The sequence below is a fragment of the Pseudarthrobacter sp. C4D7 genome (assembly GCF_013359725.1).
GTDB lineage: Bacteria > Actinomycetota > Actinomycetes > Actinomycetales > Micrococcaceae > Arthrobacter.
Genome location: NZ_JABFMW010000010.1, coordinates 44,120 through 56,203, shown reverse-complemented (window position 1 = coordinate 56,203; position 12,084 = coordinate 44,120). Strand labels below are relative to the sequence as shown.

Sequence of the window (12,084 nt, the reverse complement as noted above, 5' to 3'; positions counted from 1 at the left end):
GAAACCACGTGATCATCGAACGAGTTCTCGGCAACCTCCACGACCTGCCGGGCACTGACCCCGCCGCCTACTCCGGCCTCCACCGCGAAAAAGTCGTCCTGCCCAGCGCCGCACTGGTCAAGCGCATCCAGCGGGCCACCACCGACCACGGCAACGAGATCGGCATCCGCCTCCCCGCAGGCTCCGGCGACCTCCGCGACGGTGACATCCTCCACGTCACCGACACCAACATGATCGTGGTCTCCGTCCTCCCCACCGACGTCCTGGTCATCACACCCCGCACCATCCACGACATGGGAGTCACCGCGCACTCCCTGGGCAACCGCCACCTCCAGGCACAATTCTTCGACGCGGACAGCGAGTACGGGGCGGCTGCCATGGTGTGCGCCTACGACCACACCGTCGAGGACTACCTCATCCACAACGCCGTGCCCTACACCCGCCAGGAACGCGTCATGCCCGTGCCTTTTCGCCATGCTGAACACTCGCACTAGTAACCCTGTCGCAGCGCTGCGCGCTCCACGGGTGGTGTCACTTGGGTGCGCCGGCCCGGATTGGGGGCCGTGCCCGTCCCCAGGCGCTCCCAACCCTCGCAAGCTCGGGTCGGGGCCCTCGCGCCAGTGGGCCCCCCACGAGGCCCGCCACGCCGCGGCCCCCAATCCGGGCCGTCGCGATGCTCCGTCCCGTTGGGCGGCGGTGCAGTGACCAGCTGCCAGCTTGCTCTTCAGCAGCTCACTGACTCTGCGCTTCCTACTGGGGCTTTTGCTCACTCTTTTGGGTTTGAGGCGTACCTTGACCGGGAGCTCGTTTTTGATGAGGGGTCCTTCGGAAGCTGGCTCTCCGCGTTTATCTCGCAGTCTTTGACTTACTCTGATGGCTTGGCTGTTCGGCTGCTGTATGAGGGTGGTGAGCTGGGGGAGCTGGATGCTCTCCTCTCTGCCTCGCTTTTGCCGCGGCAGGTTCGGGAGGCCAGCGTGAAGATGGGGTCTCGGCTGCTGGAGATTGGGGCTGAGGTATTTCCTTCGCCTGGGCTGGAACTGTACCGCGACCTGGTGGCCACCGGCCGCGCCGCCGGGCACCAGCCGCTGGCGTTCGCCGTCGTCGCCCGCTCCCTGGGCGTCCCGCTGCAGGAGGCGCTCGCCGCCTACCTCTTCGCCACCGTCACCTCCCTGACCCAGAACGCCGTCCGCGCCATCCCGCTCGGCCAGAACGCCGGGCAGCGGGTGCTCCGGACAGCGCACGACGACGTCGCTGCCGCCATCGACACGATCGCCCACCTCACGCCCGACGACCTCGGCGCCGTCAGCCCCGGCCTGGAAATCTCGCAAATGCGGCACGAACGCCAGCGTGCCCGGATGTTCATGAGCTGACCATGCTCATTTGCTTTAGGAGGAAACCATGACTGAACCCATCAAAATCGGCATCGGCGGGCCCGTCGGCGCCGGCAAGACCCAACTCGTGGAACGGCTCACCCGGCACATGAGCGGCAGCATTTCCATGGCCGCCATCACCAACGACATCTACACCATCGAGGACGCCAAAATCCTCGCCGCCAACGGCATCCTGCCCGTGGACCGGATCATCGGCGTCGAGACCGGCGGCTGCCCCCACACCGCCATCCGCGAAGACACCTCCATGAACACCGCCGCCATCGAGGAACTCAAAGCACGGCACCCCGACCTTCAGGTCATCTTCGTCGAATCCGGCGGCGACAACCTCTCCGCCACCTTCAGCCCCGAACTCGTCGACTTCTCCATCTACATCATCGACGTGGCCCAGGGAGAGAAGATCCCGCGCAAGGCCGGCCAGGGCATGATCAAGTCCGATCTCTTCATCATCAACAAAACCGACCTGGCACCCCACGTCGGCGCCGACCTTGCCATCATGGAACGGGATTCGAAGGAATTCCGCGGCAACAAACCGTTCTGCTTCACCAACCTGAAAACCGACGAAGGCCTCGAGAAGGTCATCGAATGGATCCGGCACGACGTCCTGATGCTCGACCTGGCATGAGTACGACGGCGGCAGTGCCACCGGCGGCTTCACCGGATGTAAGGGGCCGTGCCCGTCCCCAGGCGCTCCCAACCCTCGCAAGCTCGGGTCGGGGCCCTCGCGCCAGTGGGCCCCCCACGAGGCCCGCCACGCCGCGGCCCCCTATCCCCGACTCCGCTCGCGCTGAGAAGTCACCGATGGGGCGGCTTGAGTTGGGCGTCAGTTTGCGAGGTGGCCGCTCGGTTGCCTCGCACCAGTTCCATGAGGGCGCTCTTCGGGTGATGCGGCCGCATTATCTTGATGACTCCGGGCAGGTTTGTTATGTCGTCGTGAATCCTGGCGGGGCTTATCTGGGGGCGGATCTCTTTGTCCTCGATGTTGAAGTGGGGGACGGGGCTGACCTGCTGCTGACTACCCAGTCCGCTACGAAGGTGTACCGGACCCCCGGGTCCTTTGCGGAGCAGCGGATGGCTGTCCGCCTGGGGGAGGGGGCGCGGCTGGAACTGATGCCGGACCAGCTCATCGCCTACCGGGAAGCCAGCTACCGGCAGCGGATGTCCGTGACCCTGCGGCCGTCGTCGTCGCTGGTCATGGCCGAAGTGGTGACGCCCGGCTGGTCGCCCGACGGCGCCGGCTTCCGGTACGAGGAGGTGCGGCTGCGCAACGATATCCGCGTGGAATCCGGGGCGGACACCGGGCTGCTGGCGGTGGACAACCTGCTCATCCGGCCGCCGCTGCACGACGTGACCGGAATGGGGTTCATGGAAGGGTACAGCCACCTGGGATCGCTGGTGGTGGTGGACGCCCGGGTGGACCAGGCGCTCGCCGACGAACTCCACCTGCTGACCGCCGGCCACCAGGTCCTGACCGGCATCTCGCTGACCCGCACTGTCCTGGGAACCACCGGGCTGGTGCTGCGGAGCCTCTCCAACAGCACGGACCAGCTGAACCGCCTGCTCCGGTCCTGCACGGACCTGCTCCGCGGACGCTGGCACGGCCAGGGCGCCCTGGACCTGAGGAAGCACTGATGACCAGCATCGCGGCGCTCTACCGTGGCCGGGAATCACTGCCGCTCCGGACCCGGGCGCTGTTCACCTTCGGTGCCGTGGCCGCCCTGCATGCCGCCGCCGTCGTGCTCCTGCTGGCCGGAAACACGGGGGCCGCCGCACCGCAGGCACTCTCATGGGGACTTGTCCTCACTGCTTACCTGGCCGGTGTGAAGCACAGCTACGACTGGGACCACCTGGCCGCGATCGACAACTCCACCCGGAAGTTCGTGGCACAGCAGCAAGACCCCGTCAGCGTGGGCTTCGCGTTCAGCCTGGGACACAGCTCGGTGGTGACCCTGGCCGGGGTGCTGGTGATCGCCGGGGCCTCAGCCGTGGGTGGCCTGATGCAGGACGGCACGGCCGGCAACCTGGTGCTGGGGCTGATCGGCAGCGGAGTGTCCGGGCTGTTCCTGCTGGCCATGGGGCTGTTCAACGGCTCGGCCTTCGCCCGCTCTGCTGCTGCGGTACGGCGCTCGCGGAACGGTGCCGCCATCGATCCCCGGGACCTGGAACCGCAGGGGCTGGTGGCCCGGATCCTGGCACGGCCCCTCGCCAGGGTGCGCCGGCCACGGAACATCTACGTGATCGGTTTCCTGTTCGGGCTGGGGTTCGATACCGCCACCACCATTGGGCTGCTGATGATGACGACGGCGGCGTCCCTGGGCGGGGTGCATCCGCTGGCCCTGCTTGCTCTGCCGCTGGCCTTCGCTGCCGCCATGACACTGTGCGACTCGGTCAACGGCATGGCGATGATGCGGATGTACCGCTCAGCGCTGGGTGACCCACGGCGCAGGCTGGGCTTCAACGCCGCGGTGACGGGCATATCGGCAATATCCGCCCTGTTTATCGCCGGAATTACCTTGGCCGGATTCTTCCATGCCGCCTTCAGCCTGGATGATCCGGTGACAGGATGGCTGTCCTCGATCGACCTGGGCGAGGCCGGCCTCCTGCTGGTGGCGCTGCTGCTGGCCGTCTGGGGCGGGGCAGCGCTGGCCTCGAGGCAGCCCCGGAACAACTAAGGGTGCGGTGCCGGCATCCACTGCCGGCACCGCACCCTTTGTCCCTGGCTTGGTGAGCCCGGACAGCGTCAGCCGAAGTCGGCCACGTAGCTGGGAATACCGACGGCGTCGGTGGACACCGGGGCTCCGGTGTCATTGACCACGTGGTCCAATGTCCCGGCGCCAAGGTTCACCGTCAGCAGGCTGTGCAGCGTCACGCCCGGCGTCACCGGCACCTCAAAGCCGCGGGTGGCGTGGATGGTGGGGTCCACGTTGTTGTACACGTAGCTTCCGCCGCCCCACAGTTCGTGGGTCTTGACCGGGTCCGCTACCTTGTAGCCGGCCCAGCCCAGGACTCCGTCGTGCTGCCATGCGGCCTGGTTGGGGGCGTCGTAAGGCAGTTCATTCTGAAAGAAGACGGTCCTGCCGTTTTCGCCGTTCCAGATGACGTTGTACTGCTGGTAATGCTCCACGAAGAGACCGGTGGCGGTGACGTTGTTGCCGTTGACAATCACGCCGTTCCTGCCGGTGTTGGTGTCCCACCCCACTCCGTTGCCGTGATCTGCGCGCCAGGCCCAGATGTGGTCCAGGAGGACGTTGTCGCTGTTGACTTCCAGGCTGACCGAGGCCTTGCCCACATGGGGGCCGCCGATGCGGAAAAAGACATCGTGGAGCGTGGTGGGGTTGGCGGGATCACTGTGGACGGCAGAGTTGGCCGGTCCGCCCCCTGCGCCCGGGATGGCCTTGCCGACGCGCATGAGCGCGGGGGAGTTGACCTCGCCTGCGTCCACCGTGACGGCCGCGATGTCCACTCCCGGCACATCCGCCACCGTCAGGGGAACTGATCCGTTCACGGCGGTAAGTGTTGCCATGCCCAGGCCGAGCACCACGGTTCCGGCCCTCTTGACCTCGATGCTGCGGTCAACGTCGTAGACCCCGGGGGTCAGGATGAGGTTCTTTCCGCGGGCCAGCTGGGTGTTGATGGCCTGCACCGAATCGCCGGGCTTGGCGATGTAGAACTCCGCCAGCGGGATGCTGCGGCCTTGGGTGGGACCGTACTCCCATGTGGTTCCTGCTGAGTCCTGGCGGACGGAGGGAACGAACACGCTGTATTGCCCTGCGGGGTCCACGGTCGGGTAGGGCTTCTCCCGGCTGATGGGAGTCGTGTCCAGGGTGGTGTACGGCGGGTCCGGGAAGGAATCCGCAGGTGCGCCGTTGACGCCCGAGAACACCTGGTTCCAGACGCCGTTGGACCAGCTGCCTATGCTGCTGTCGCGCACCAGGTACTGCTGCTGGGAGCCGTTGATGACCGCTCCGGTCTTGGAGTCCGCAATAAAACCGCCACTGGCGTACTGCGGTCCGGCGGTGCAGTAGTCCATCAGGGAGAGGTTGCCGCCGGTGATGTTGACCCGGCGCATCGGTGAGGCCTGGGAGGCTGCCCAGAAGTTTGCCGAGCTGCGGCAGCCTTCGAGGCCGGTGACGTTGATGGTGAGGTTGGACAGGGACCGCCAGAAGTTGTTCAGGGCGATGCAGTTGTCAGCGGTAAGGCAGCGGTTGTAGACGTCGACGTGTCCGTTGATGGTGACGTCGGTGGGTGCAGCACCCAGCCCGGCCACTTCCGTGGAGTAGCCCACCTGGACAATCAGCGGCTCTTCGGGGGTGCCGTAGGTGCCGGGCTTGAACAGCAGGGAGTAGCGCTTGGTCCCCATTTCGTCATCCACCTGCTGCGCCGCAATGGCGTCCACCGTGGCCTGGATTTGGGCTACCGGCATGCTGGGGTCGAAGACGTAGGTGTTTGACCCGAACGGGTTTTGCTGCGCCGGTGCCGGGGGCGGTGAAGCCGGAGCCTGGACTCCGGGTTTCACGGCAGGCGCCGCCTGCGCCGGCGCTGTCCCGCCGGCGATGGCAAGTCCGATGAGGAGGGCGGTGCTTGCGGCAATGGTGCCGGGGTGGTGCCGGCGCTGCGGCGAAAGGGGGCTGGGCGAATCAGGGCGTAAGGATAGCGGCATTGCTGGTCCTGTCAGTGGTGGGGCTGGATGACCCATTGGCGGCTGCTGGCCGAAGGCTGGGATCAGGTGGTGGGAGCGCTCCCGTCGGGGAAGCGTAACACCGCCTGCAGGACCCGGCAAGAGTGGTGGGAGCGCTCCTAAATTTTCTTGACAAGACATTGTGAGGTGGGACACCATGTGGTGAGAGCGCTCCCACTAAAGCCGTCCATCGGCCAGCCGGCCGCTCCATTACCTCCCTAGCCCCGGCCGCGCACGCGGCCCCATGGGCACCCTGACGAAGGAGTCTTCCCCCTGTGAAAAACCCCAGCAAGCTCTCCGTGCTTTCGGCCGCTGCCGCATGCCTTGCCCTGTCGCTCACGGCGTGCGGTTCCTCATCGCCCGGGAAGTCAGATGTGAACGGCGCCACCGGGTCAGAGGCTGTCACGCTCACCGTCGGCACGTTCAACGAGTTTGGCTACGAAGCGCTCTTCAAGGAGTACGAAGCACAGAACCCCAATGTGACCATCCAGCACAAGAAGGCCGCGACCACCAACGAGGCACGTGACAACCTCACGACGCGCCTCGCCGCAGGCTCGGGCCTGTCCGATATCGAGGCCGTGGAAGTGGACTGGCTTCCCGAACTGCTGCAGTATCCTGACCGCTTCGCGGACCTGGCCGACCCCGCAGTTGAAGGGCGCTGGCTGGATTGGAAGGCCCAGGCTGCCACCACCGCGGACGGCAAGCTGCTTGGCTACGGGACAGACTCCGGCCCCGAGGCCGTCTGCTACAACTCCGAACTCCTCAAGAAGGCCGGCCTGCCCACCGAGCGTGGCGAGGTGGCCAAAATGCTGGGCACCTCCTGGGACAGCTACTTCGACGCCGGAAAGAAGTTCAAGGCCGCAAACCCCGGTTCCGCCTGGTTCGACTCCGCCGGGGCCATCTACCAGGGCATGAGCAACCAGCTGGAAAAGGTCTATGAGGAGGAAGACGGTTCCGTCATCGCCACGGAGAACCAGCAGGTCAAGGACACCTACAAGCAGGTCCTGAAAGCCTCCACCGAGGACGGCTTGTCCGCGCACCTCAAGCAGTGGAGCGATGACTGGGCCTCCGGTTTCCAGACCGGCGCCTTCGCCACCACGCTTTGCCCGGGCTGGATGCTCGGGGTGATCGAGGGCAACGCAGCCGGGGTCACCGGCTGGGATGTGGCCAACGTCTTCCCCGGCGGTGGCGGAAACTGGGGCGGGTCCTACCTGACCGTTCCCACCCAGGGAGCGCACCAGGCCGAAGCCAAAAAGCTGGCCGCATGGTTGACTGCCCCTGAGCAGCAGATCAAGGCGTTCACCGCCAAGGGCACCTTCCCCAGCCAGAAGGAGGCGCTGGAAAGCAGCGAGCTGCTGGGCCAGACGAGCAAGTTCTTCAACGGCGCCCCCACCGGCGAAATCTTCGCCGAGCGGGCCAAGGCCGTTGATGTCACGCCCTTCAAGGGAACCAAGTACTTCGCCATCAACGACGCCATGCAGCAGGCCCTCACCCGGGTGGACGTTGACAAGTCGGACGACGCCGCGTCCTCCTGGGACAAGTTCGTCACCGCAGTGACGTCCCTCTAGGCATGGCAGTCACCGACCGGGTCACGCCCGAGGCAGGTCCCAGCCCCAGCCCCGGCGCGGGGCGCGACGGCGGAAACGTCCGGCGCCTCGCGTTCTCGCAGCAGGTTTCCAGATGGGACGTCAAGCTGTCCCCGTACCTCTACATCTCTCCCTTCTTCCTGCTGTTCGCCGTCACTGGCCTTTTCCCGCTGGTGTACACGGCCTGGGTTTCACTGCATAACTGGAACCTCATCGGCGGGCAGGGAAAGTTCACGGGACTGGAAAACTACGCCTTCGTGGTGGCCCAGCCGTACTTCTGGAACGCTGTGGGCAACACCTTCAGCATCTTCATCCTCTCCTCCGTTCCCCAGGTGGTGGCGGCCTTGGTGGTCGCTGCGGTGCTGGATGCGAACCTGCGGGCAAGGACGTTCTGGCGGATGGGGGTGCTGGTGCCGTTCGTGGTGGCCCCCGTGGCGGTGGGGCTGATCTTCAACAACCTCTTTGCCGACCAGTTCGGGCTGATCAACGAGATGTTGAAGGCGCTTGGGCTTGACCCGGTCCGGTGGCACTCCGACCCGGTGGCAAGCCATGCCGCCATAGCCACCATGGTGAACTTCCGCTGGACGGGCTACAACGCCCTGATATTCCTCGCTGCCATGCAGGCGATTCCGCGGGACGTGTTTGAAGCGGCCACGATCGACGGCGCCGGCAGGCTGCGGCAGTTCTTCTCCGTGACAGTACCCATGCTTCGCCCCACCATCATTTTCGTGGTGATCACCTCAACCATCGGCGGCCTCCAGATTTTCGATGAACCCCGGGTCTTTGACCAGTCCGGCCTGGGCGGCGCGGACCGCCAGTGGCAAACGCTGACCATGTACATCTGGGAGCTCGGCTGGGGCCAGCGCAACTTCGGCAGGGCCTCCGCGGTGGCGTGGCTGCTCTTCCTGATCATCGTCCTGATTGCCCTGCTCAACTTCGTCATCACCAAACGCATTGCCAGCCAGGAAGGCCGCAAGTGAGCTCCATTCCCATGATCGAACAGACTGCCGGCAAAGGTGCGGCCAGGGCAGCGGCCCGGCGCGGCGGCGGCAACCGCCCGGCAGGCTTCGGCGCAGGCCGCCGCCCGGGCTTCCCCACCTATGGCTTCCTCGGTGCCGTGCTTCTTGCCTCGATCTTTCCGCTGTACTGGTCGTTCCTGGTGGGCAGCCATGACAACACCTTCCTCAGCCGGGGCATCCCGCTGCTTCCCGGCGGGAACTTCCTGGCCAATGCGGCCAAGGTCTTCGACAGCATCCCGTTCTGGAAGGCGATGGGCAACAGCCTGATCGTTTCTGGCGTGACGGCCGCATCCGTCGTCGTCTTTTCCACGCTGGCGGGGTTCGCCTTTGCCAAGCTCCGCTTCCGCGGCAGCAGGGCCCTGCTGGTGTTCGTGATCGCCACCATGGCGGTCCCCACCCAGCTGGGCGTGGTCCCGTTGTTCATCGTGATGTCCAAACTGGGGTGGACGGGCTCCCTGTGGGCGGTCATCATCCCCGGCCTCGTGACGGCGTTCGGGGTGTTCTGGATGACGCAGTACCTTCGGGACGCCCTGCCGGACGAGCTGATCGAGGCCGCCCGGATGGACGGCGCCTCGATGATCCAGACGTTCCTGCACATCGGTTTTCCGGCAGCGCGCCCGGCGGCCGCCATGCTGGCGCTGTTCACTTTCGTGGCCACCTGGACCAACTTCTTCTGGCCATTCATTGTCCTTGACCCCTCCAACCCCACCCTCCCGGTGGCCCTGCAGCTGCTGCAGGCCGCCCACTTCGTGGACTACTCCGTGGTCCTGGCCGGCGCCGTCCTGGCCACCGTCCCGCTCCTGCTGCTGTTCATTGCCGCAGGCCGTCAACTCGTATCCGGAATCATGCAAGGAGCAGTCAAAGGATGAGTTCCACCCAACGTCCGTTTCCGGAGGACTTCCTCTGGGGGACGGCAACAGCTGCCTACCAAATCGAGGGCGCAGCACACGCCGAAGGCCGGGGGGACTCCATCTGGGATGTGTTCGCCCGGCTCCCCGGGGCCGTGGCGGATGGCCACAACGGGGACACGGCCTGCGACCACTACCGGCGCTACCGGCAGGACGTGGCGCTCATGGGCCGGCTGAACATGAAGGCCTACCGGTTCTCCACCTCCTGGGCCCGCTGCATGCCTGACGGCGTCACCCCCAATCCCGACGGAATCGCCTTCTACTCCCGGCTGGTGGATGAGCTGCTGGCTGCCGGCATCACCCCGTGGCTGACCCTCTACCACTGGGACCTGCCCCAGGCCCTGGAAGACAACGGCGGGTGGGCCAACCGGGACACCGCCTACCGCTTCGCCGACTACGCGGCACTTATGCACAGCGTGCTGGGGAACAGGGTCCGCATCTGGACCACCCTCAACGAACCGTGGTGCTCGGCGTTCCTGGGTTACGCGGCAGGAATCCACGCTCCGGGCCGGCAGGAACCCCGGGCCGCCCTGGCTGCGGCGCACCACCTCCTGCTCGGCCACGGCCTGGCAGCGGCGGAGCTCCGCCGCCGGGATACGGAGGCCTCCCTGGGCATCACCCTGAACCTGACAGTCGCCGACCCGAGGGATCCCGGCAGCGAAAGCGACCGTGATGCAGCGAGGCGGATTGACGGGCAGTTCAACCGGATCTTCCTTGACCCGCTGTTCCGCGGTGAATACCCGGCCGACGTCCTGGCGGACGTGGCGCACCTGGGAATGGCGGACCTGGTGCAGGACGGCGACCTTGAGCTGATTGCCACGCCGCTGGACCTCCTGGGCGTCAACTACTACCACGGCGAATCGCTCACCAAGGATCCGGCAGGGGCACAGGAACAGGCGGCCCCGGAAACCACATCGGTCCCCGGGCAGGCAACCCGCGCAGTGGCATCGCCGTTCGTGGCGGCCGACGGCGCCAGGTCGGTCCGCCGGGGCCTTCCTGTCACGGGAATGGGCTGGGAGGTGCAGCCCGAAGGACTCCGGCGCCTGCTCAACCGACTCCACACCGAGTACACGGGACCGGCCGGAATCCCGATCTACATCACCGAGAACGGCGCAGCCTACGACGACGTGCCCGATGCCACAGGGTTCGTGGACGACCAGGACCGGCTGGGCTTCTTCGCCGCCCATCTTGACGCCGTGCACCGGGCCATTGCGGACGGCGTGGATGTCCGCGGCTACCTCGCGTGGTCACTGCTGGACAACTTCGAGTGGTCCTTCGGCTACCACCAGCGTTTTGGCCTGGTCCGGGTGGACTACCGCACCCAGGAAAGGATTCCGAAAGCGAGCGCGCTGTGGTACTCATCGGTGGCATCCGGCAACGCCCTTCCTGCGGGCAGCAGCCCCGTCCCGCCGCCGGCCCGGGGTGTCGTATTGTCGGTGTAATGAACGCAAACTCCAGCCGCCCTGCCCCGGCAGCGGCAGGGCGCCCCAGTCCTACGCTGGAGGACCTGGCGTTGGCAGCCGGGGTGTCCCGCTCCACCGCTTCCCGTGCCATCAACGGCGGGTCCAAGGTGAGCGCGCAGGCACAGGCTGCCGTTGACGCCGCAATCGTGGCGCTGGGCTACACGCCCAACCGTGCTGCCCGGAGCCTGGTCACCCGGCGCGCCGGATCCGTGGCGCTGGTGATCCCCGAACCTGACGCCCGGGTGATGATGGACCCGTACTTCGCCGCGGTGATCATGGGCGTCAATGAAGCACTCCGCGAGACGGACCTGCAGCTGGTCCTGCTCATGTCCCGGGCCGGGGACGACTCGGCGCGGACCATCCGCTACCTGCGCGGCGGCCACGTTGACGGCGCGATCGTGGTCTCCCACCACCGCGCCGATGACTGGGTGGAGTCCCTGGGCGCCACCGGACTGCCCACCGTCTTCATCGGCAGGCCGTGGGACACGGAATCCGGGATCCCTTACGTGGACCTGGACAATTTCGAGGGCGGCCGGCTGGCGGCGCGGCACCTGTCCGGCGCCGGGCGCAGCAAACTGGCAACCATTGCCGGACCCACTGACATGACGGCCGCCGTCGACCGCCTGCAGGGCTGGCTGCAGGGACTCCGGGAAGCGGGCCTCCAGCCCGGACCGGTCATCCACGGGGACTTCACGACGGCGGGCGGCGCCGATGCTGCGGCCCGGCTGCTGGCGGAGGCCCCCGATGTGGACGGAATATTCGCCGCATCAGACCTTATGGCGCTCGGCGTCGTGGACACTCTTCGCGGGAAGGGGCGGCGGGTACCGGACGAGGTGGCGGTGGTGGGCTTCGACAACCACTCCATCCAGGCGGCAAACGGCCTGGGGCTCACCACGGTTGCCCATCCCATGGCGGACATCGCGGCCGCGGCCGGAAAGCTCCTGGTGGACGCCATCGCGAATCCCGGGGAGCTGCCGGAACCAGTCATCTATCCTGCGGAACTGGTGGTGCGCGGAAGCTCCGTGGCGTAGCACGTCGGAAA

11 protein-coding genes are annotated in these 12,084 nt (G+C 66.5%); 10 read left to right on the top strand and 1 reads right to left on the bottom strand.

From position 1 onward, the window contains the following. Nucleotides 1–8: 8 nt before the first annotated feature. From ureE to HNO81_RS09490, 5 genes are all read left to right on the top strand, one after another. The gene (gene ureE, locus HNO81_RS09510; protein ID WP_175317885.1) at nucleotides 9–494 is read left to right on the top strand and encodes an urease accessory protein UreE; all 486 of its coding nucleotides are present in this window, start codon (nucleotides 9–11) and stop codon (nucleotides 492–494) included. A 207-nt stretch (nucleotides 495–701) separates the two neighbouring features. Continuing rightward, nucleotides 702–1,370, top strand: a complete 669-nt coding sequence (locus HNO81_RS09505; protein ID WP_175317884.1) for an urease accessory protein UreF — start codon at nucleotides 702–704, stop codon at nucleotides 1,368–1,370. Nucleotides 1,371–1,398: 28 nt separating this feature from the next. Then, nucleotides 1,399–2,013 (top strand): urease accessory protein UreG, encoded by a 615-nt coding sequence (gene ureG / locus HNO81_RS09500; protein WP_175317883.1) that lies wholly within the window; start codon nucleotides 1,399–1,401, stop codon nucleotides 2,011–2,013. Between the two features lie 176 nt (nucleotides 2,014–2,189). Then, nucleotides 2,190–3,020 (top strand): urease accessory protein UreD, encoded by an 831-nt coding sequence (locus HNO81_RS09495; protein WP_175317882.1) that lies wholly within the window; start codon nucleotides 2,190–2,192, stop codon nucleotides 3,018–3,020. Then, nucleotides 3,020–4,060 (top strand): HoxN/HupN/NixA family nickel/cobalt transporter, encoded by a 1,041-nt coding sequence (locus tag HNO81_RS09490; protein ID WP_175317881.1) that lies wholly within the window; start codon nucleotides 3,020–3,022, stop codon nucleotides 4,058–4,060. Before HNO81_RS09495 ends, HNO81_RS09490 begins: the two co-directional genes overlap by 1 nt. A 68-nt stretch (nucleotides 4,061–4,128) precedes the next feature. Here the strand turns inward: HNO81_RS09490 and HNO81_RS09485 are convergent, their stop codons facing one another. Next, nucleotides 4,129–6,048 (bottom strand): adenylyl cyclase, encoded by a 1,920-nt coding sequence (locus HNO81_RS09485; protein WP_175317880.1) that lies wholly within the window; start codon nucleotides 6,046–6,048, stop codon nucleotides 4,129–4,131. Between the two features lie 293 nt (nucleotides 6,049–6,341). Here HNO81_RS09485 and HNO81_RS09480 point away from each other — a divergent pair, with 293 nt between their 5' ends. From HNO81_RS09480 to HNO81_RS09460, 5 genes are read left to right on the top strand one after another with little or no spacing between them, the layout of a single operon-like run. After that, nucleotides 6,342–7,634 (top strand): extracellular solute-binding protein, encoded by a 1,293-nt coding sequence (locus tag HNO81_RS09480; RefSeq protein WP_175317879.1) that lies wholly within the window; start codon nucleotides 6,342–6,344, stop codon nucleotides 7,632–7,634. Between the two features lie 2 nt (nucleotides 7,635–7,636). Further along, complete coding sequence (locus HNO81_RS09475; protein WP_175317878.1) at nucleotides 7,637–8,632, top strand: carbohydrate ABC transporter permease; 996 nt, start codon at nucleotides 7,637–7,639, stop codon at nucleotides 8,630–8,632. After that, nucleotides 8,629–9,540 carry a carbohydrate ABC transporter permease gene (locus HNO81_RS09470; protein ID WP_175317877.1) on the top strand — a complete coding sequence of 304 codons (912 nt, stop codon included), beginning with the start codon at nucleotides 8,629–8,631 and terminating at the stop codon, nucleotides 9,538–9,540. Before HNO81_RS09475 ends, HNO81_RS09470 begins: the two co-directional genes overlap by 4 nt. Continuing rightward, complete coding sequence (locus HNO81_RS09465; RefSeq protein WP_175317876.1) at nucleotides 9,537–11,021, top strand: glycoside hydrolase family 1 protein; 1,485 nt, start codon at nucleotides 9,537–9,539, stop codon at nucleotides 11,019–11,021. Before HNO81_RS09470 ends, HNO81_RS09465 begins: the two co-directional genes overlap by 4 nt. After that, nucleotides 11,021–12,073: a LacI family DNA-binding transcriptional regulator gene (locus HNO81_RS09460; protein WP_175317875.1), complete on the top strand. Its 1,053-nt coding sequence runs from the start codon at nucleotides 11,021–11,023 to the stop codon at nucleotides 12,071–12,073. The genes HNO81_RS09465 and HNO81_RS09460 overlap by 1 nt, the downstream gene beginning before the upstream one ends. The last annotated feature ends 11 nt before the right edge of the window (nucleotides 12,074–12,084 follow it).